Raw genomic sequence first — 20,869 nt, 5'->3', positions numbered from 1 at the left:
AGAAGCGGGTTTTTTTATGCCTTTTATCTGGTGCCGCTGACAGCATCTCCGTACCAAGTGACAGAACTCGATCCGCCTCCATTGCCACCGCCATTTCCGCCACCGCTTCCACCGCCTCGGCCACCATTGTGATTTCCACCCGGCTGTTGGCGACCAGCTTGGCGACGACGATTGTCAGGACGCTCTTCACGGCGTTCCTCGCGAGGTCGATCAAATCTTGGTCCACGATCCGGTCTGTCCCGACGTGCATGCTGAATCTCCGCTTCTTCTCTGCGAAACCATGAACCATCTGAAGCACGGCACACATATCCGCGCGTGATCATCGGAGTGTCAGATCTGTGATTCCAAACTTCACTGCGGTAGATTCTGCAATAGTAACCATCGAAGTATCCTTCTCCGGTAAAAATCAGCCGGCCTCGATGTTCGTTACCACTCCACGAATAGGGAGTTTCCCTAAAATCACGGCGCAATGCCTGATCCCAAACATGTTGGGATTGCCTATTGTCATCATCATCGAAATCCTGCGCGATTGTTGCGCCAATCAAACCACCTATAATCGCGCCGCCTATGGTGGCAGCAGCCACGTTGCCTCGGTCCGCGTGGGCGGTTTGAGTTTGAATGATAATAGTTAGACACACGGCTGACAGGGTAAGCTTCTTTAGAACTTGTTTCATTTGAACCTCTCGTTTTGATTTTTCAATAAAACAAGGAGCAAGCTTAAAGCCAAAAAAGCCCGGACATCGTAGATGCTCGAGCTCTTTGCTGAATTTCTAATTGTGGAAAAACTGTGTAAAAAGACGAATTTGTCTATGATCTGACTTCGTGACAATTCACGGAGTTCATTCGTGTGTCGAAACTATTCTTTTTCAACCTGAGACATGTCGATTTCTTTAGCGCGATTAACAATCTGTTCAAGGACTTCTTCATTCACGGCACCCGGTTGAACAAAAATAATCGCTTGTTCTTTAATAACTGCCAACGTCGGAATTGAACGCACTTCAAAACTTGCGGCAATTTCGGGTTCCTCATCAGTATTGATTTTCAAGAATTTCACATCAGGATGTTTTGCTGCCACGGCATCGAAAATCGGTGCAAAACGTTTACAAGGACCACACCATACAGCCCAGAAGTCTATGATTACTATCTGGTTTTCCTGAACAAGTTGCTGGAAATTCTGTTTGTTTGCTTCAACCACTGACATACGCCCCCCCTTGACCTTGAATACTTTGAGTTTGAAGGAGAACCCGTAATGAGTCAGCATAATTGTAAACAATAGGAGGTTACGTTGAAAAAGGTATTATTTACGGTGCTATTCTTGTTCTCTGCAAGTGCATTTGCCGGCGATTCAGGTTGCGGCTTGGGCTCTGTCATCATTTCCAAGAATTCCAAAGGCCTGCAATTGTTGTCAATGACAACGAACAGCTTCTTCCTGACTCAACCTTTGGGCATCACTTCCGGTACATCTGGTTGTTCTTCCCGCGGAATTGTTATGAACGATAAAGAAGTTCAGTACTTTGTAGAAGTGAATCAAAAAGAACTTTCCCGTGAGATGGCACAAGGTCACGGTCAACTTCTGGCGACTTTGGCTAACATGAAGGGCTGCACTGATACACAAGCTCTTATGGCCTTCGGTGCATTCACACAAAGTTCTTATACTAGCATCATCCCTAACGCGAACACATCACCATCTGAAGTTGTTCAAAACCTGAATAAAGAACTTGCTGGTCAGAAAGAGCTGCAATCAGTTTGTCATGGTTCTTAATTGTTTAATATTGTTTCTATTTTTGATGGCCCCACAGTACTCGTGGGGCTTTTCATTACAGACTACCGAATCCTACAAGAAACAGGCACTTGAAAAAAATCTGGATACATCTGCAGGATGGCTGAAGCTTGGGCACTATCGAAAGTCGTTAACTGGAAAATTTCAATCCCCCATTCGTGGCAACTATTTTATTACAGCCAATGGCGCCAACAATCCCCGCGCTGAGCTTATCGCCACCATAGATCTTTTATTTTCATCAGGCACATCCCAGCAACAATGCCGCTACCTTGCGCGCACTTCCTGGCTAAAAAGAAATTTAAATATCTCCCCACAGGATCTGGAAGCCTGTGCCGACAAAGTCTCTTGGAAAAAACAACTGGGCGCAACCGAAGCCCATATGATCTTTGCCGCCTCGGACTTATCCAGCGCCCCGTCCAGCTTTGGCCACACATTTCTAAGACTCCACAACCCAAAGAACAAAGGTCATCTGGATCTTTTGGACTACGGCCTTAACTATGCTGCCATCACCGGGAACGATAGTGGTGCTCTCTATGCATTAAAAGGAATTTTTGGATACTATCCTGGCACATACTCCCTGCTTCCGTATCATCAAAAGATTCAGGAATATTCAAACCTGGAAGGAAGAGACCTTTGGGAGTACAAGCTGAACCTTACACCTGAACAAGTGGACTTCATGATCGACCACCTGTTGGAACTTGAGGGCGCATATGCTCCCTACTACTTCGCCGATGAAAACTGCTCATCTCAGATGTTGGAACTTATCGAATCCGCCGCACCGGAGAGCAACATCACCGATCACCTTCATCACTTTGTCATTCCGTTGGATTCCCTGAAAGTATTAGCCCGAGCAGGAATGCTGGTGGATGAGAAGCTTCGCACCTCTCTGCAAACAGAGTGGCGAACTCGTTATGCGGATTTGGACTTTTCCCAACGAACAGCCCTGCATTCAGTTTTAGTAAATAAGACCGACGAAACTGACGAGTATCAACGGCTGACAAAAAAAGACAAAGCTCAAACGCTTGAAGCAGCTCTTAGCTATTTATCGATTCGCGAATATCGCGATAAAAAGGAATACGGGGATGAAAAATACCGTCTTTCGGTAGCCAGGGCAAAACTTGGAGCGATCACTGAACCTGTTATCGTTTCTCCACCTAAATCCCCTCTATTAAGCCCGCCTACAGCGGCCTTTTATCTGGGTTATGGTCAGCTTGAAAATCAGGACTATTACCAATTCAAAGCCCGCAGGGGATTTCATGACTTACTTTCAGACGATAGCGGGCTTGCACCATTTTCGCAGCTTGATTTCTTTTCTGTGGATATTCGCTACATGCCAACCCGGCAGAATTGGGATCTATACGAATTCGTTTTGCTAAGTATGCTGGCAACCTCGCCTTGGACTCAGCTTGAAAAACCTCACTCATGGTTTATTGATATTGGTACTCAGCCCAAGTTTGTTCCTTACGTCACTGGTGGCTGGGGGGCCAGCTTCGATTTACCAATCATGAAGGCAACACGCTGGTCTTTGTTTGCTGTTTCAAAGAATACCGACCTCACCGAGATCGCGCATCCCTACCTGGGGGGAAGATCCATGTTCATGATGAAGTGGGTTGATTCCTTCAGATCACTATTTCAAAGCGAATATCTGTATTCCACCTCTGAAGGACGCTTCCTCTGGAATCACTATCTGGCGGGATCTTTTTCACATGGGCAAGTTGAGTTTCGCGCAGAAGTGGAGCGCAAAGATCAGGAAGATCGCTGGGGGTTTTCCATCGTGCTTCCGACTCCTTGAATGTCATAATATTTGACACCCCCGTGACCGAAAGAGGCCTCGTCTCACTTTGAAACGCCCTAGCTCCTTTGTATTACTTATGACAGGTCCATGACTTGCTTATCTATTCAATAAGGCAATGTGCCTTTTGAGGAGATGCTATGTTCAAGGCTTCTTTGACATATAAAAGAATGATCAGCTTCACAACCGCTTTGGTGGTTGGCTTTTCTTCATTATCTCCGGCACTTGCAGCCTCAGTGACAAAGTCTGAAGACAAACGCGCAAAACAAGATGCAGCCATCATGGAAAGCGCTGGCTATAGAGTCCAAGTGGACTATGCAAACAAGATCACTCGAGTTTTTGACAAGAAATCCAATATCCCAGTTATGGAAATCCCATTCGCTGACGAGCAAAACCTGCGCAAGTATTCTCCAAAGAACATGGAGCGTCGTCTTCTGAATGATCTGGGCAAGGCATGGACCGGCAATAAGGCCGCGTTTTCCCATTCTTTGCATAATCTTGCTCCTGAGTCCGTGATGTTCTTCATGTCCATGGGAATGGTCATCGCAGGGCAGTTGGTATTTAACTATTCCATGAATCCAGTGGCCGCTGATCAACACGTGACACATTCATTTTCTCCGATGGGGATCATTGGATTTCAGCTATTTATGTACTCTCAAGGTGCAGCTTCAAATATACTTTCGATGTACATGAAAAATCCAAAGTATCATGCTTTCATTCCCTACCTGGGAATGACTGTGGGTGCTACGGTTCAAGGTATCGCCTCGCAAATCGTTGCTGATCCTAACGTAAAAGCATGTGCTAAAACTTGGATGGGCAAGAAAGTTACTGAAGCTGATATTCAAAGCGGCGCGGATGCAGAGCCTTGCGAAAAGGCTTATGAGCACTTGGTAATTCACAAGAAAATCTGGGAGATGGCTCCGAACATCACTTCTATGTTGATTTCATCTGCTGTAGCAGCCGGTCTTGAAAAAGGAATCGTAACGGGCCTTAACGCTCAAAAAGCAAACATCATTCGCATGACTGGCGTGGATATCGTGACATGGCTGATGCCGGGTACAACGCAAGTAAAAGGTCTGCGCTTCTTGCTAACCAAAGGTTTGAAGCTTTCAGCATTCGTAGCTTTGGACCAGCTATTCATGCGCTCTGTGACATATGCCTGGAGAAACATCGTCGATGCTCCGGCACTGTACACAGCCACTGAAAATATCGAAAAAGAAATGAATGCTCAAAAACCGCATTGGATGAATAGCTACGAGCACCCACTTCAATTCAGATTGAAAGACTTCCGTGAAAAAATGGCGGCATGGCGCATGGCTAACCTTGCTGACGTCCATGAAGCAAGTCAAAACTGGCAAAGCGCTCTTATGCAGCTGACTCAAGGCTATAAGTCGGCAGAAAACTTCTATGGTGACTTCGTTGAACAAGCCCGTCAAAACCGCTTTGATCGCAGCCAACCAGCCGACATCACCTTGCTTTCACCACTCTACGGAGTAAAAGCCGATGGTATGAAGGCTGGCCCGGATGATACTTATCACACAGATCCAAAGTTTATCGAACAACGTCAAAAGTACACTCTTCATGATGCTGCCGCTGCCGCTTCCATGCTTTTGAACTCTCCAGAGTTTAAAAAGCTAACACCCGCGCAGCAAAAGAACTTCACGGCAATCGTGAATGGACTGGGGCTTAAAGAACCAAATAAGGTGGTTTCCGTATTCAACTTGCTGAACCAGGAACTTCGTACTTTGGTTGTGAAGCAGAATTCAGGTGCCGACGCGATTTACTTGAAATTGCTAAATCAAGTTCAAAGCATGATTGGAAATCCAAATCCACAAATGGATACTGGTGCCGCATGGGCTAAAACCTATGTATCAAGTCCTGCTTCATACGAAAAAGTCAGCAATACCAATTACTACCGCCGTGTTGGAATCTTCGCGACTCCACAAATTACGGACTACCTGATCATGCAAATGGTTTGCGGCCCTGATATCGAAAAAGGTCAGCAAACTGTGCGCGACACTACAGGATTCCCTTCGGTATTCCTGTCGCCAACAATTGCAAACCCAGCTGACAACTTCCAGGAGTGCAACCCTTCCTATACTCAAAAATTCAAAGCTGTAGTCCCTCAAGCATATTCCTGGGGCGTGAATGCAAGCCAAGGCAGCTATAAAGGTGTTGTGAACTACCTTTTGGCAGAGATCCGTCCTTCAGTTCTGGGTACCGCTACCAAACCAGCTTTCGAGACATGGTGGAAAGACAACACCTACAGCCAAATGAAGTCTGCTTTCGACAAGTACACGATCGAGTACGATAAAATCGTCGTGAACCTGATTCGCAGTCTGTATAAGCCAGGCAAAATCCTGATAAATGCGGGCCCTGCCTACAACGGTGCTATGAATGCAATCTTCCAGGAAGAAAGAGTATACCTTTCGATCCTGAACGACATCATGAACTCAAAGACTGCATACAAGTTGGATTTCGAAAACATCATGAATCAGAATCCAAACGATCCTTTGCTTAAAGAAATTGAAGCTGAATTCGCGACAATGAACCGTCTTATTAAGAAAATTAAGATCGTAACCAAAGACGGACGCGAAAGAATTGAATCCACTCTTGAAAACTCTGAACTGGAAGCACAGGAGCAGAAGATTCAAGCTGTATTGGTCAAAGTAGCCAAAACTTTGGGTGCTAACGCTGACAAAGTACAACCGAAAACAAATGATGATCCATTCGCAGCCCTTGTGCAGGAAGAGTCAGAAAATCAAGAGCCGGAAGTCATTCAAAAGTACAATCTGACCAAGGCACAAATCAACGTAGTGACGACAGTGCTTGAATCACTTCAAGGTCTTGCATCAGAGATGAAGTCCTACGGCTCCATCGCCAATGCAGTGAGCTGGGATAAAATTAATAACCTTGCGGAAGTGGACGTTCTGACCAAGAAATTCAACAACTTGGTTCAAAAGCAACTGGCGGAAACCCGTGCACTGGGATTGGGTGCAAAATAGGAAATGTATCAAAATGATACGCCTTCCGGTGTTAGGTATGGAACGCGGAAAAGGTCACTGATTTCGATTGTTAAACACGGCACACAAGCCAGATCGAATATAGGTGAACTGATAGTGGTAAGGGTTTTGCTTAGTATTGAAGTATAGATTTAAACGTTTTCAGATTTTTAGAAGAGGAGTTTTCAATGAAAAAGGCATTTATTATCGGTATGGCAATCTCTTTCTCTGCAACTGCTTTCGCAGCACCAGGGAAAATGACCACCCCAGAAAGATTGGCAAAGTTTGATAAAACATCTCAAGAGTACTTCTTGGATTCAAACGGCAATCTTAAAAATGCTTCCGGCAAAAATGCAGAAAAAAGATATCTAGAGCAAGCTGTTCGTGATCTTGCTCCAGGTAAAGAAAGCAAAGTCGTTGAAAACGCTTTGGCGGATAAGGAAGTTCTTAAAAATCTTGTATCTATCACTTCTGTTAAGAAAGCCGCGGATAAAATTGAAGACCGCGCAGAAGCTAAGGAGCTGACTGATGGCGCAGAAGGCCTGGCATCAATGATCGGCGATATGCATCTTGCTGGCAAAGTTCCTTCTCGTGAAAACACAAAAGAACAAACTGAAGTTGCAGTTGCCGCTTATAACAAAATGATCCGCCTGGGCACACAAATCCTGACTTCATTTAAAGGTGCAGAGCGCACTTCTTACGTAAAAGTTGTAACAGCTTTCAACGCTCGCAAGGGCAATGGAAAAACAGCTGACGAGAACTTGATCGACGCAGTTATGGAAACACAAAAAGTTTCCAAAGAAAAAGCGATCGAGATTCTTAAAAAACTTAAAGACTGTGTAGCTTAGTCCCGAAATCCTCTTGAAAACACCAAAGCCGAGATTAAACATCTCGGCTTTTTTTATGTCTAGATTCCAACCTTCTTATTATCAGTAACAATCAGAATCTCAATACGTCTGTTCATGGATTTGTGCTCTTCAGTATCATTGGGCACGATCGGCTTTTGATCGCCATAAGAGATCGCCACAAATCTTTTGGGATTCAATTGGTGATACTTAACAAAGTAACGGACAACCGCTGAAGCCCGGTCACCGGCAAGCTCCCAGTTACTGGGATACTGTGGATCCGCGATGGGCGTGTCGTCGGTATGGCCTTCGATAATGATTCGTTTATCGTTCGCCGCCAAAATCTCCGCAACTTTATCCAGTGCCGGCAACGATGACAGTCGCAGTTTCGCTGATCCCGGCGTAAAGAAGCTGGAGGCAGTCAGGGAAACACGAACACCGACGGAATCATGATAGATATCCTGAATGTCTTTTTTCTGGTCTTCTTTGCTCATGGCTTTGCCAAGTGCACGCTCGACATAGTCAGCGGCCTCAGCAGGTCCGCCCTTTTTTGGAAAGTTACCAACGGGAATATCGAGTTCTGCAATAGCTGCATCAATCGTTTCACCGTTTTGATCAGTTCCACCCTTGCCCACCAAATGGAAGTTCAATTTAATTGAATCCTCGAAGTCCTTCTGCTTGGACTCATTGGCAGTTGAAGTCGCATACATAACCACGAAGAACGCAAACAAAAGAGTGATAAAGTCTGCATAAGAGACCAACCATCTTTCGTGATTTACATGTTCTTCGTGTTTTCTACGTTTTGCTGACATGAGGTAAGTACGACCTTAGCTTTTGTTCAATGACCATGTGATTGGCACCCTTGGCGATCATCAATCCGCCCTCAAGGACCATCAACTTTTCCCGAGTCATATCCTCAACTTTTTTCTTAATCTTGTTTCCGATTGGCAAAAACAAAAGATTCGCGAAGCTCACACCATAAACCGTTGCCACAAACGCCACGGCAATACCCGCACCCAATTTACTAGTGTCAGTCAGATTGCCCATGACATGGATCAATCCCAGAACCGCACCGATGATACCAATGGTTGGAGCAAAGCCACCAGCATCGGCCCAAACCTTAGCTCCCGCAAGTAACTCTTCTTCTTCAGTGTATATTTGCGTTTCAAATATGTCGCGAATGACAGGCTCTTCCACACCATCGACAACATTTCGCAGAACGTTCTGCAAAAGTGGATCTCCGATTTTGCTGATTCTGGGTTCCAATGAAAGTATTGATTCTTTTTTTGCAAGACGCGCACACTCGACGATATCTTCAAGTTTACCGTGAGCTTTACTTTCTTCGGTCTTAAAAGCTTTTCTTGCCAGATTCAATCCGGTTTTCAATGCATGTTCTGAACTGGAAACCATGACAGCTCCCGCAGTACCAGCAAAGACGATAAGAAACGCAGTAAACTGCATTAGGGAACTTATGTGTCCACCTTCGATAAAGTTACCGAAGATGATTCCACCAAAACCAATAACGAGCCCTAGGATTGTAGCTATGTCCATAGGCATAATAATGCCATAGTGAGTTGAACGAGGCACTCTGGCCCTCTGAAGACCTAGACTTTCTGCGAGCAAGAAACTAAGTTAATATCCCTATCATGCTCGATTTTATTTTGAACCTCGATAAACGTCTTTTTACGCTGATCAATTCTGAATGGACTGCTCCGTGGGCAGATGTGTTTTTCCCATTCATCACAGACCTTCATAAAAAGGACCCGGTCAAAATCGTCTGCATTCCGCTGATCATTGCGCTCTTTATCTGGCGCCGCGGCTGGAAAAAAGGCTGTACCATTTTTGTCATGGCGGTTCTGAGTGTTTCGTTATCCGATGGTATCGGCAACTGGGGTTTCAAAAAAACTGTTCAACGTCCGAGGCCTGCTAACACCGAAAGTCTTACCGTTAACGTAAGGGCTCCGTTTGGCGGCTATAGTTTCGTTTCCAATCATGCGACAAATATTTTTAACTTCGCGACATTCGTATCAGTTATCTTTCCGGTGGCAATGGCGCCAATGATGACCCTGGCTCTTTTGGTATCCTATAGCCGCGTCTACAATGGAGTTCACTTCCCCACTGATATTCTGGCCGGAGCCATGCTGGGCATAATTACCGGCATCATCATGGCGAGACTTTGCCAAAGATTTATTTCCAGATTCGATGAAGACACAGACGATGAGGCACAGACCGTATGAAAGTTCTAGTAACCGGTGCAAATGGATTCCTGGGTAGCTGGCTGACAAGAGCTTTGGTTGACGAGGGACACGAAGTCTTTGCACTTGTCAGACCAAAGAGTGACATCTCGGAGCTGAATGGAATCAAATGTCAGTACCGTCACGGTGATGTGACTGACATCGTTTCTCTTCTGGAAGCCTTCGAAGACATTGATACTGTTTTCCATCTGGCCGGTGTGGTTGCCTACAAGGCAGCGGATCGCCCTCTCATGGAAAGAGTGAATGTTCAAGGCACCGCAAACGTCATCGAGGTTTGCAAAGAAAAGAAAATCCGTCGTCTGGTTCATTTGTCCTCTGTAGTCGCAGTGGGCGGAGGTCGCACTCCCAACGAAATCCTGAATGAAAATTCACCTTTCAACATTCATGATCTGAACCTTGGTTACTTTGAAACCAAACACGATGCCGAAGTTTTGGTTAAGAAGGCCTGTGATAAAGGCGAAATCGATGCCGTTATCCTGAATCCTGCAACCATCTATGGCCGCGGCGATGCAAAAAAAGGCAGTCGCAAAATGATGTTAAAGGTCGCTCAGGGAAAACTTAAATTTTACACTTCAGGTGGCGTGAACGTCGTGGCAGTTGAAGATGTTATTCAGGGAATTATCAGTGCCTGGAAGAATGGAAAAACTGGCGAACGCTACATCCTTTCGGGTGAAAATATTCTGATTAAAGATCTATTCGGCATGATTGCGGAAGAAGCCGGTGTAAAACCGCCCACCAGACAACTGCCAGACGGTTTGCTACACGTGGTAGGAACGATTGGCGACTTTATGGAAAAGATCGGACTTAAAGGCCCTCTTAGTAAAGAAAACGCGTACACCGCGACGATGTATCACTGGTTTGATTCATCAAAAGCACAAAGAGAACTTGGCTTCAAGCCCCGTCCGGCAAGACAAGCCATTCACAACAGTATTGAATGGATCAAAGAACAAGGAATGTTGAAGTAAGATGAAGGCTGCAGGACTTTTTTTCGCCATCATAGCTGCAATTATGATTACCACAGCTGCGATCATCTGGTCGTGGCTTCCTGACGCGAAGGAAATCAAAGGTTGCATGATCACCACTATGTACAAAGTGGACCTGTGCCCGACTTCCAAAAACTATGTGCCGCTAAAACAAATCAGTCCTTACCTGCAAAGAACCATCATCATGACTGAAGATGGAAATTTTTATAAGCACCATGGCTTTGAGTGGGGAGTTATCGAAAAGAACTTCCGTCAGGGTTGGGAAACCGGTGTTTACAAACGCGGTGGATCCACAATCACTCAGCAGTTGGCAAAGAATATGTTCCTGAACGCGGACCGCACGTTCTTCCGCAAAGGTTTGGAAGCGATCATCACGGACCGCATTGAAAAGACGCTGACCAAAAAAGAAATCCTGGAAAAGTATCTGAACATCGTGGAATTCGGAAAAAATATCTACGGCGTAAAACAAGCCGCTCAGTTTTATTTCAAAAAGCCCGCTGCAAATCTGGATGTCGTTGAGAGCGCCTTCCTTGCGATGGTGCTACCGAGTCCTATTAAGTATTCCCATTCCTACCATAAAAAAGAACTCACCCAATTCGCACGCAAGCGCATGAGTCAGATCGTGCAGAACATGTATCAGTTCCATAGCATTGACCAAGCAGAGTACGAAGTGGCGATGGAACGCATTCAGACCTTCTTAAGTCCTGCTCCCCCACCGATGGATCATATCCCTGGCTTAAATGAGATGTCTGTTGAGCAGGTGGATTCAATGAGCAGTGATGAAATCGAACGTTTGGAGCAGGAAATTCGCGAAGGAACTTCCGGCGACAGCTCCGAACTTGATATGACGCCTGATGAAAGCCTGTAAGCTATTTCAGTAGTTTATTGCGGATACGGTGGAACGAAACGTTCATGCAGATCCAGGTCAGCAACGCCAGGATTACGATGTGTATTGCAATCATGGTCAGATTTCCCTGATGTAAAATCCCGCGCACTGCCGCCACCCCGTGAGTTAGAGGGAATAGGTAGGCAAGATAGCGCATTCCCGTCGGCAATTGCTCCAAAGGAAAATAGGTTCCACTTAACAGGCTCATTGGAACTATCAAGCCGGATGTGGAATAAATAAATGAATCATAGTTTCTGGCAATCGAGGTGAAGATCATCCCGATGCAAGAGAACAACGCCGAGATAAGAAGCAATACCGGCAAGGCCAAAAGAATTCGATAAGAATCAATCAAACCAAAAAACACAGCCACGACAGTCACACCGGTCACGCCAAAGAAACCTTTGGTCGCAGCCCACATCAACTCACCAGCAACGATTTCCTCTGGCCCGACCCGAGTCAGCATGATAGTCGCGTAAGTTTTTTGATGAGTCAGCTTGGTGTAGTTTCCATAGGTACCTTCAAAGAATGACACCATCATCGCAGTCGTACACAGCAACGCCGGGAAGAAATACTCGATGTACGACATTCCTTCCATGTTGTTCACGAACGAACCCAAACCAAACCCGATGGCACCCAGATAGATGACCGGCTCCAGAACAATCCAGAACAAGGAAACCATCATGGTCTTTTTAAAGTACAAGAAGTTACGCTGCCAAACTTTCAGGGCACCGTCGTTGAACTTGGGAACGGAAAACAGTTGTTTGATTTTCATTATTCGTCCCTCAATTGATGTCCTGCCAATTTCAGGAACACATCGTTCAAGGTGGGCTTACGAATAAATATTTTGTCTGAGGCGATCAGATCGACAACACGGCGGCCTTCCTGATTTTCTTTCACCAGAACGGACACAGTGTCTTTGATAACCTGATACGCAAATCCTTCAGCGCGCAAACGCCCAAGATAATAGTTCAAATCCACAGGATTAGTGTCGAACTCGACAACTTCCTTGCCGATCAGATCACGAATCAGGTCACGCGGCTTACCGATAGTCAGAATTTTTCCGTCATCAATGATCGCCACGCGATCACACATTTGCTCTGCCTCTTCCATGTAGTGAGTCGTCAGTACCAGAGTGCTTTTTTCGGATTTCAAATGTTTGAAGAAGTCCCAGATCCAGATACGAGCCTGGGGATCCAAGCCGGTAGTGGGCTCATCCAGGAAAATAACTTCAGGAGAATTAATCAGCCCACGGGCGATCGCCAAACGACGCTTCATTCCCCCGCTCAATGTTTCCACGGAACGATCCTGGTATTCTTCCAGCTTCATCAGGCGTAGCAATGCCTGTGCACGCAACTCGGCCTCTGCAGGCTGAATATTGTGATAACTGGCATAGACTGAGAGATTTTCTAAGACTGTGAAGTCAGGATCGAGGCCGTCGTCCTGAGGGACGACGCCGATACGAGATTTGATTTCGCGGAAATTCTTTTTAACGTTAAGGCCGAGAACGTAGAGCTCCCCGCTGGTAACGAGGGCTGAGCAATACATCATCTTCATCGTTGTTGTTTTGCCAGCCCCATTTGGACCTAATAGTCCGAAACATTCGCCTTTGTAGATTTCCAGATCTATTCCATCGACAGCGACTTTATCGTCGTATTTTTTGGTTAGGTCTTTTATCTCAATGGCGACTTTCGAATCCATTATTCCTTCGCTGCTCTTGCACGTTTGTTTGGATCGGTTTCGCGGCAACGAAGACGGATGTTCTTCGGAGTCACTTCGATCAGTTCAGAATCCTTGATCCATTCCATCGCTTTTTCCAACGTCATAGGACGTACTGGAACCAGACGGATAGCTTCATCAGAACCCGAAGCACGTACGTTTGACAATTTCTTCTCGCGAGTGATGTTTACTTCTAGATCATTGTCCTTAGCATGCTCACCTACGATCATGCCTTCGTACACATCTTGACCGTGAGTTACGTACATAATACCGCGCTCTTGAAGATTCCAGATCGCGAATGCAGTAGCTTGGCCTTTACGGTCAGAAATCATCGCACCATTCATACGGTGTTCGATTTCACCTTTGTAAGCTTCCCAGCCATTGAATTGAGTATTCAAAAGACCTGTACCACGAGTGTCAGTCAAGAACTCAGAACGGTAACCGATCAAACCACGTGATGGGATCAAAAACTCAAGACGAGTACGTCCTGAACCTTTTTGAACCATGTTTTGCATCACACCTTTACGTTTACCAAGTTTCTCAGTAACCGCACCAACGAAGGAGTCTTCGATATCGATAACCGCGATCTCCATTGGTTCCATTCTTTGACCGTTTTCTTCTTTGAAGACAACTGTCGGTTTGGAAACCAGAAGTTCGAAGTTTTCACGGCGCATTTGCTCGATCAATACACCCAATTGCAACTCACCACGACCAACAACTTTGAAAGCGTCAGTGTTCGCAGTTTTTTCTACGCGAATCGCAACGTTGTACAACAATTCTCTCTCAAGACGCTCAAGGATCTTACGGGAAGTAACGTTCTTACCTTCCATACCCGCGAACGGTCCGTTATTTACCGAGAACACCATTCCCACCGTCGGTTCATCCACGCGAATACGCGGAAGCGGACGAGGATCCAAAGCTGAAGTGATAGTGTCACCGATAGTAAAGTCTTCCATACCCGCGATAACAACGATGTCACCTGCGCCAACTTCTTGAGCTGGAACTTGCGAGTTCACTTTGTACTGATACAAAGCAGAGACTTTAACTTTCTTCTGACCTTTTTCCTGAACGCATACAACCTCGTCACCGACTTTGATTGTACCTGCACGCATACGACCGATCGCCAAACGACCTACGTAATCATTGTAAGAGATGTTGGAAACCATAACTTGCAATGGAGCTTCTTCGTCAATTTTTGGAGGAGGAACCAAGTTTACGATAGCATCGTAAAGAACTTCCAATGTACCAGTGTTAACCGCTGGATCCAAAGTCGCCATACCTTCACGCGCGATAGCGTAAACAGTGTGGAAATCACATTGTTCTTCAGTCGCTTCAAGGTCGATGAACAAATCGAAAAGTTCATTGTGAACTTCCTGGATACGAGCATCTGAACGATCGATCTTGTTAATACAAACGATAACTTTAAGATTTTGCTCAAGAGCTTTTTTCAATACGAAACGTGTTTGCGGAAGTGGACCTTCAGAAGCGTCGCAAAGAAGGATACAACCATCAACCATGTTCAGGATACGTTCAACTTCACCACCGAAGTCACTATGTCCCGGAGTATCTACGATGTTAACTTTGATATCTTTGTAAACGAAAGACGCATTCTTGGCTGCGATAGTGATACCACGTTCTCTTTCAAGATCCATGGAGTCCATCAAGCGGTCATCAACGTGCTCATTGTCACGGAATGTACCGGCTTGTTTAATCAAATGGTCAACCAGGGTTGTTTTACCGTGGTCGACGTGCGCGATGATCGCGATATTTCTAATCTTCTTTGGATCTTGAATCATATTTAACCCTTCATTAAATTGAAACTTGTAAACTAAAACAAAAATTTTAAAAACTCATTACAGGATTCGGTCAGGACAACTAACCGTGTCCGCCCATCAAGAATTCGTCTTTCGACTGATCTTCTTGCTCAACATTGCCTACGCTAGCGAAAAATTCGTTAGCAAGGTCCATGATCTCTTCATTGCTTTTGGATTGAAAAAGATTCTTCCTGAATTGTGCTGCTCCAGGATACCCTGTTGAGAACCAAGCTGCAAACTTTCTCAATTGAATCCCTGTGATGTGTTCATCACAATGCGCAACAAGCTCAGTTTTCAGACTGTTAAACAGGCTCACATAGTCTCTTTGTACCGTTTTTAACGGCTCGCCACGCCACAAGGACAGTGCATCCATGAAAATAAACGGATTTTTAAGGCAACCACGACCAATCATGACCCCATCGCAGCCGGACTGCTCAAGTCTCAAAACCGCCTGTTTGGGTGTGAGAATGTCTCCGTTTCCAAGAATTGGAAGCTTTGCCTTGGACTTAACGTCAGTAATAAAATCCCAGTCCGCAAATCCAGTATAACTTTGCGCACGAGTGCGGCCATGGATAGCAACCCATTCGATGCCCTCGTTGTAAGCGATGTTGCAAATCTCCAAAGCGTTTCTGGTATTGGAATCCCAGCCCGTTCTGATTTTGATAGTCACAGGAACTTTAACTGCTCCCTTAACTGCCGCAAGAACCTTCTGCATTTGCACAGGGTCTTTCATCATTGCAGAGCCGGCGCCTTTTTTTACAACCTTAGGAACAGGACAACCAAAATTCAAATCTACGAAGTCACAACCTTCGGCCTCAGCCACTGCAGCGGCTCTTCCCAAAATTTCAGGATCTTCACCGAACAACTGAATACCGATAGGTCGTTGAGATTCATCAAAGCTCATCAGCTTCATGGTTCTTTCAGACTTGTATTCAATACCACTTGCGCTGACCAATTCAGTCACGACCACACTCGTATCGAGCTTTTTCATGAACGTACGGAAGGCGTGATCAGTGATCCCTGCCATAGGGGCAAGGACAAACGGATTTGTCTTTAGGGCGTGAAGTGGATTCATAAGGGATGCGGTATATCAAAATCCAACCCAAAAAGGTACAGAAAACAAGCGTTTAGACTGTTTTTACATGTCAAATAAGCTGACTCTTTAGGTAGCCATTTGTTTTGATTTAAATTATCAATTTCATATACTTAGGCCATTAAATAGGCCTGCTTTGTTTACTATTTAAACGAGCAGCTAGGCCATTTCCACGAACTTCTGATGAAGTTTTTGAATAGCCAGGGGACCGTGCTCTTCGTTCACCAGAAAGCAGAAGTTATGCTTACTTGCTCCCAGACAAATCATGCGAACGTTGATGTCAGCGATGGTTTCAAAAATTTCCTTACCCAAGCCCGATGTATGGTTGATGTTATTTCCAATCAAAGAAACCAAAGACAGATTTTCCTCAACATGCACATCAGCGATCTCCGACAGGTCGGCGATGAGCTTTTTGTTCAACAAAGTTGAATCATCAAGAGTCACACTGACAGAAATCTCGGAAGTGGTAATTGCATCGATGCTGACTTTATGATCGTTAAACACTTTGAAAATCTGAAACAGAAATCCATGGGCATGAAGCATTTCGGGAGTTGATAGAGTGACCAGCACCTGGTTCTTTCTGATCGCCATCGCACGGATCAGCGGGTGCTGTTCGACTTCCTTGCGCACCCATGTACCTTTTGCTTCAGCTTCAAAGCTGGAGCCGACAAAGACTGGGATGTTCTTGCGGATAGCAGGAAGCAAGGTCGCCGGATGCAAAACCTTCGCACCAAACGTCGCAAGTTCCGACGCCTCTTTAAATGAAATTTCTGAGATCGGCTTTGCCTGAGGACACAGGCGAGGATCGGTAGTTGCGATACCGGCAACATCTGTCCAAATTTCCAGAATATCAGCAGCGATACCTTCAGCAAGAATAGCAGCTGAATAATCTGAGCCCCCACGACCCAATGTCGTTGTCATGCCCTCTTCTGTGCTTCCGATATAACCTTGAGTTACCACCACGGCATTCATGCTTCGCATATCCGGCAGATGGCGCTGACAGTGTTGGGCCACAATGGCAGTCAAAGGCTTAGCCCTACCAAAAGAGTCGTCGGTCTTTAAAACTTCGCGTGCATCCAAAAGCTTCGCTTTCTTTTGCGAACCTTTTTGCTTTAGCACGGTGGCCATCGCCTCTGTGAACAGAACAGAAGATGTTCTCTCCCCAAGGCTCATCAACGCATCCATCGCTTTGGTGGAGCAATCACGAAGCAGATTCACACCTTTTGCCAAAGAATGCATTTCCTCGAAGAGCGCATCCAGCTTGTGATGGGAGTCCATGCTGGAATCTAGTTCCGCCGCAATTTTACGATGACGATCCTGAATCTTGCGAATGATGGTCTCACAGTCAGCCCAGGCTGATTTTTCCGCTTTTTGCCCCAGACTGATCAGATCGTTGGTGGTTCCTGAGGTCGCGGAAACCACAACCATGCTTGATTTTTGTCGAAAGGCGACCTCCGCACTGCGAAGCATGCACTGAGCATCCCCCATCGAGGTTCCGCCAAATTTGGATACGACAAGCTGGTTCATCAAAGCCTCCGCAGATAAGATTCTCAAGCATCTTAAGTCTTTTCTTGTTTTTACTTCAATGACTTTATGGCAAACTTTTTTTTATGACTTCCAAAACAGATTCTGCATTTTCGAAAAAAGAAATTCTCCTGATGATCGGCCTGGCCATCGTCGCCATGGTTGTAACCACAATTGCAGTCATTCCAAACCTGCGTAACTCCGTGAAGGAGCTTTTTTCCTCTGACAGTCGGACTGTTATTGCAAAAGTGACAGGGAACCTGACCTCGCAAGGGCCGCAGATTACAGTTTTAAAAATTCACAGCAAGAATACTCTAGAGCTGGAAGTCTATAATCTGACCGGAGCCGAAGGTTTGACTCTGATGGCGAAACTTCCCTTGGCGGAAAATCGCGACGGCTACTTCACTCTGAAGGGCAACTCAACAAATCTGGCTCTGACGGATGTGGATGGTGACGGGAGTCTGGAGATAGTGGCACCGACTTATGATGATCAAATGGTGCCACGACTGAATATCTTTAAATTTAATTCTGCGACTCAGGGCTTTGACAAAGTCAGTTCACCCGAGGAAGAAGCTCCCACAAAATAGTTTTTATTTTGCGGGCTTCTTATTTAGATCTCTCCAAGAGCGTCCTTCGCGGGCCTTGGAATTCAACTGATAACGCTTAACTGCTGCCTGGTGACCTTTGTAATCTTCAGAGAAAACATGGGTCCCGTCATTTTGACTTACGAAAAACAGATAGTTACTGCGCTCTGGATTCATCGCTGCCAGCAAAGCTTCTTTACCTGGATTTGCAATCGGCCCAGGAGGAAGACCCGAAATCACATAGGTGTTATAACGAGTCGGCGCGGTCAAATCTGCACGGGTGATATTGATCACGATTTTACCCAGCGTTTCCGCCTTGCCGTAAATGATCGTCGGATCTGTCTGAAGTTTCATACCCTTTTGCAGACGATTATGAAATACCGAGGAGATCAAAGGTCGTTCTTCAGGAGCACCGGTTTCTTTTTCCACGATACTTGCCAGAGTCACGATCTGATGACGAGTCCAGCCTTTTAGCTGAGACTGCGGCTGGATTTCGTTATAGACATACATGAATCTCTTAACCATCGCGCCCAAAAGCCCTTTGGTGTCTGTGAATTTTGTCAGCATGTATGTTTCAGGAAACAAATAACCTTCAAGGCTTTCCTGCTTCTCACCAAGCAAGGCCTGGATCAACTGAGGATCGCGCACCAGGCGCATAAACTCGGCAGCCGTTCCAAATCCTTCTTTTTCATACAGCTCGGAAATCTCATAAATACTAAGACCCTCGCTGATCGTAAATGCGCGTGCGATACTTTTACCGGAAGTAATAACGTCCAATACTTCACTTGGTGTCATGTTCGTTCGCAGCAGATACTCCCCAACTTTTACTTTGGAGCGCTCGTTTTTGAAACGAGCGTACATGGAAAAGAAGAAAGCATTACGGACCAGGCCCTTTGCCTCCAGATCCCGGGCGATCGTATTAAACGCACGTCCCGGCACTACTTCGTAAACCACGTCCTGAGCAATACTGCTTGGTGCGGTGGTCGAATACTGATAACCCAGAAATCCGACGCAAACGCCGATCGCAACCAACAAAGCCATCATCGCACTGATAAGAACGACAACCGTCTTTTTCATTATTTCATATCCAAATTCATGCCTGGCAGAATTTTAGTCGGATCAAACGGAGTTGGATCCTCAAGACTTGCCACAGGCACTGTGCAATATTGAATCGCAAAGTGTGCGGAAGCTCTGTCATTTCCAGATTTACCCATGCCACCAAATGGCAGACGTGAGCTTGCTCCGTTAGTTGTGCGATTCCAGTTCAAAAGACCCACGCGAGCTTTGAACAAAGCATCCTCGTAAAGCTCCTTGTTCTTGGAGAATAAAGCCATGACCAGACCGTAACCCGTGGAATTCACGATTTCCATCGCATGATTCCAGTCTCCAGTTGTGTAGATCGCAACGTTAGGCCCGAAGATCTCAGATTTTTGATATACGGAATTCGGGTCAAACTTTTTAACCAGATGAATACTAGGAGTTACGTAGTAACCTTTGTTCTTCAAATCCAAAGATTTACCACGCATCAAGCTTTCACAGTTTTCGCGATTGGCGATTTCCTGGAAGCGGATGTATTTTTCAACTGATGCTGAAGTGATCAACGGACCCATAAAAGTGTTCTCTGTCCAGTGACCGATCGAAAGCTTCTTGGCTGCTTGATAGAACTTTTCAGTAAACTCATCAGCTATTTTTGGATGAACAATGATTCGGCTGGTGCAAGAGCAGCGTTGTCCCGCGGTCATATAAGCACCAACAAGGCTTTCATATACAGCCTTGTCCATATCCGCGTCTTCCCAAACCACAGTGGCATTCTTACCGCCCATTTCCAGAGCCAGAATCTTCCAGTAGTGATTCAAAGTTTCCTGTTTGATTTTCAAACCGACTTCATAGGATCCCGTAAACAAGACTCCATCAACGTGTTCGTTTGCAACCAAACGACCACCGCCAGCACCATCGCCTTGGACCATATTAAATACGCCCTCAGGGAACTGCGCTTTTTCAAACATTTCTGCCATGTATTGACCTACGGCAGGAGTTTGCTCAGAAGGTTTGAACACGACTGTATTCCCCGCGATCAATGCCGGGATAATGTGTCCATTTGGCAAATGCGCCGGGAAATTAAACGGTCCCACCACTGCCATCACGCCACGAGATCTGTGACGGATAACCCCATCAACCTGTGGAAGTGCATTGGTAATACGCTCATCGGCGATAAGCTTCACTGATTGATTCAAAGTAATATCAATCTTCGCACCCAAAGCTTTGGCTTCAGTCATCGCTTCCCACGCAGGCTTACCTGTGTCGCGCGAAATGATCTGAGCAAACTGTTCAGCATGAGTGTCGAACATTTCTTTCAAACGCATCAAATACGAACGTCTTTCGTCCATGGAAAGCGTCGCCCATTTTGGATAAGCTTTTTTTGCAGCCACACAAGCTTCATCCATGTGGTCATGTTTAAATGGCACTGTCATGATCAAATCATTTAGATCAGCAGGGCTTAGGTTTCTTACTTCGCCATCGCCCTTACTTACTGGAACGAAGCGGCCGTTAATAAAGTCACCTTTGTAGTTGATTGGAAAAATAGTGGTGCTCATC

General features: G+C 45.7%; 19 protein-coding genes. 8 read left to right on the top strand and 11 right to left on the bottom strand.

Annotated features, from left to right (window positions below):
• Positions 1-23: 23 nt before the first annotated feature.
• The gene (locus AAAA73_RS10850; protein WP_340598325.1) at positions 24-674 is read right to left on the bottom strand and encodes a hypothetical protein; all 651 of its coding nucleotides are present in this window, start codon (positions 672-674) and stop codon (positions 24-26) included.
• Between the two features lie 182 nt (positions 675-856).
• Complete coding sequence (gene trxA, locus AAAA73_RS10845) at positions 857-1,201, bottom strand: thioredoxin (protein WP_340598324.1); 345 nt, start codon at positions 1,199-1,201, stop codon at positions 857-859.
• An 84-nt stretch (positions 1,202-1,285) separates the two neighbouring features.
• On the opposite strand from trxA, the gene AAAA73_RS10840 reads away from it, so the two are divergent.
• The 4 genes from AAAA73_RS10840 to AAAA73_RS10825 all read left to right on the top strand — a co-directional run bounded on the left by AAAA73_RS10840 (position 1,286) and on the right by AAAA73_RS10825 (position 7,422).
• Positions 1,286-1,762, top strand: coding sequence for a DUF3015 family protein (locus AAAA73_RS10840; RefSeq protein ID WP_340598323.1), 477 nt, complete (start codon positions 1,286-1,288; stop codon positions 1,760-1,762).
• Between the two features lie 10 nt (positions 1,763-1,772).
• On the top strand, positions 1,773-3,572 hold the full coding sequence (locus AAAA73_RS10835; protein ID WP_340598322.1) for an Lnb N-terminal periplasmic domain-containing protein: 1,800 nt from the start codon (positions 1,773-1,775) through the stop codon (positions 3,570-3,572).
• Positions 3,573-3,712: 140 nt separating this feature from the next.
• Complete coding sequence (locus tag AAAA73_RS10830; protein ID WP_340598321.1) at positions 3,713-6,577, top strand: hypothetical protein; 2,865 nt, start codon at positions 3,713-3,715, stop codon at positions 6,575-6,577.
• A 185-nt stretch (positions 6,578-6,762) separates the two neighbouring features.
• On the top strand, positions 6,763-7,422 hold the full coding sequence (locus AAAA73_RS10825; RefSeq protein WP_340598320.1) for a hypothetical protein: 660 nt from the start codon (positions 6,763-6,765) through the stop codon (positions 7,420-7,422).
• 59 nt (positions 7,423-7,481) lie between these two features.
• Here the strand turns inward: AAAA73_RS10825 and AAAA73_RS10820 are convergent, their stop codons facing one another.
• Together AAAA73_RS10820 and AAAA73_RS10815 are read right to left on the bottom strand one after the other, a co-directional pair.
• Positions 7,482-8,231 carry an OmpA family protein gene (locus tag AAAA73_RS10820; RefSeq protein ID WP_340598319.1) on the bottom strand — a complete coding sequence of 250 codons (750 nt, stop codon included), beginning with the start codon at positions 8,229-8,231 and terminating at the stop codon, positions 7,482-7,484.
• Positions 8,215-8,970 (bottom strand): flagellar motor protein, encoded by a 756-nt coding sequence (locus AAAA73_RS10815; RefSeq protein ID WP_340598318.1) that lies wholly within the window; start codon positions 8,968-8,970, stop codon positions 8,215-8,217. The genes AAAA73_RS10820 and AAAA73_RS10815 overlap by 17 nt, the downstream gene beginning before the upstream one ends.
• Before the next feature lie 95 nt (positions 8,971-9,065).
• On the opposite strand from AAAA73_RS10815, the gene AAAA73_RS10810 reads away from it, so the two are divergent.
• Genes AAAA73_RS10810 through mtgA form a run of 3 tightly spaced genes read left to right on the top strand, consistent with a single transcriptional unit; the run spans position 9,066 to position 11,525 of the window.
• The gene (locus tag AAAA73_RS10810; RefSeq protein ID WP_340598317.1) at positions 9,066-9,656 is read left to right on the top strand and encodes a phosphatase PAP2 family protein; all 591 of its coding nucleotides are present in this window, start codon (positions 9,066-9,068) and stop codon (positions 9,654-9,656) included.
• A complete protein-coding gene (locus tag AAAA73_RS10805) occupies positions 9,653-10,639 on the top strand; it encodes an SDR family oxidoreductase (RefSeq protein ID WP_340598316.1) in 987 nt (328 codons plus the stop codon). The genes AAAA73_RS10810 and AAAA73_RS10805 overlap by 4 nt, the downstream gene beginning before the upstream one ends.
• Before the next feature lie 43 nt (positions 10,640-10,682).
• Positions 10,683-11,525, top strand: a complete 843-nt coding sequence (gene mtgA, locus AAAA73_RS10800) for a monofunctional biosynthetic peptidoglycan transglycosylase (RefSeq protein ID WP_445292032.1) — start codon at positions 10,683-10,685, stop codon at positions 11,523-11,525.
• A 1-nt stretch (position 11,526) separates the two neighbouring features.
• On the opposite strand, the gene AAAA73_RS10795 is transcribed toward mtgA, so the two are convergent.
• From AAAA73_RS10795 to lysC, 5 genes are all read right to left on the bottom strand, one after another.
• Positions 11,527-12,315 carry an ABC transporter permease gene (locus tag AAAA73_RS10795; RefSeq protein ID WP_340598314.1) on the bottom strand — a complete coding sequence of 263 codons (789 nt, stop codon included), beginning with the start codon at positions 12,313-12,315 and terminating at the stop codon, positions 11,527-11,529.
• On the bottom strand, positions 12,315-13,241 hold the full coding sequence (locus AAAA73_RS10790; RefSeq protein WP_340598313.1) for an ABC transporter ATP-binding protein: 927 nt from the start codon (positions 13,239-13,241) through the stop codon (positions 12,315-12,317). The genes AAAA73_RS10795 and AAAA73_RS10790 overlap by 1 nt, the downstream gene beginning before the upstream one ends.
• Entirely contained in the window at positions 13,241-15,055 is a 1,815-nt protein-coding gene (gene typA / locus AAAA73_RS10785) for a translational GTPase TypA (protein ID WP_340598312.1), read from the bottom strand. Before typA ends, AAAA73_RS10790 begins: the two co-directional genes overlap by 1 nt.
• Positions 15,056-15,134: 79 nt before the next feature.
• Positions 15,135-16,100, bottom strand: a complete 966-nt coding sequence (gene dusB / locus AAAA73_RS10780) for a tRNA dihydrouridine synthase DusB (RefSeq protein ID WP_445292031.1) — start codon at positions 16,098-16,100, stop codon at positions 15,135-15,137.
• 225 nt (positions 16,101-16,325) lie between these two features.
• Complete coding sequence (gene lysC / locus AAAA73_RS10775; protein WP_340598310.1) at positions 16,326-17,693, bottom strand: lysine-sensitive aspartokinase 3; 1,368 nt, start codon at positions 17,691-17,693, stop codon at positions 16,326-16,328.
• An 83-nt stretch (positions 17,694-17,776) separates the two neighbouring features.
• On the opposite strand from lysC, the gene AAAA73_RS10770 reads away from it, so the two are divergent.
• A complete protein-coding gene (locus AAAA73_RS10770; protein WP_340598309.1) occupies positions 17,777-18,277 on the top strand; it encodes a hypothetical protein in 501 nt (166 codons plus the stop codon).
• Positions 18,278-18,280: 3 nt separating this feature from the next.
• Here AAAA73_RS10770 and mltG read toward each other — a convergent pair whose 3' ends face one another.
• Both mltG and AAAA73_RS10760 read right to left on the bottom strand, forming a co-directional pair.
• Positions 18,281-19,351 (bottom strand): endolytic transglycosylase MltG, encoded by a 1,071-nt coding sequence (mltG, locus tag AAAA73_RS10765; protein ID WP_340598308.1) that lies wholly within the window; start codon positions 19,349-19,351, stop codon positions 18,281-18,283.
• Positions 19,351-20,868, bottom strand: a complete 1,518-nt coding sequence (locus tag AAAA73_RS10760) for a succinylglutamate-semialdehyde dehydrogenase (RefSeq protein ID WP_340598307.1) — start codon at positions 20,866-20,868, stop codon at positions 19,351-19,353. Before AAAA73_RS10760 ends, mltG begins: the two co-directional genes overlap by 1 nt.
• Position 20,869 lies beyond the last annotated feature (1 nt).

The organism is Bdellovibrio sp. GT3, assembly GCF_037996765.1.
Taxonomy (GTDB): domain Bacteria; phylum Bdellovibrionota; class Bdellovibrionia; order Bdellovibrionales; family Bdellovibrionaceae; genus Bdellovibrio.
This window is presented reverse-complemented; position numbering and strand designations above follow the sequence as displayed.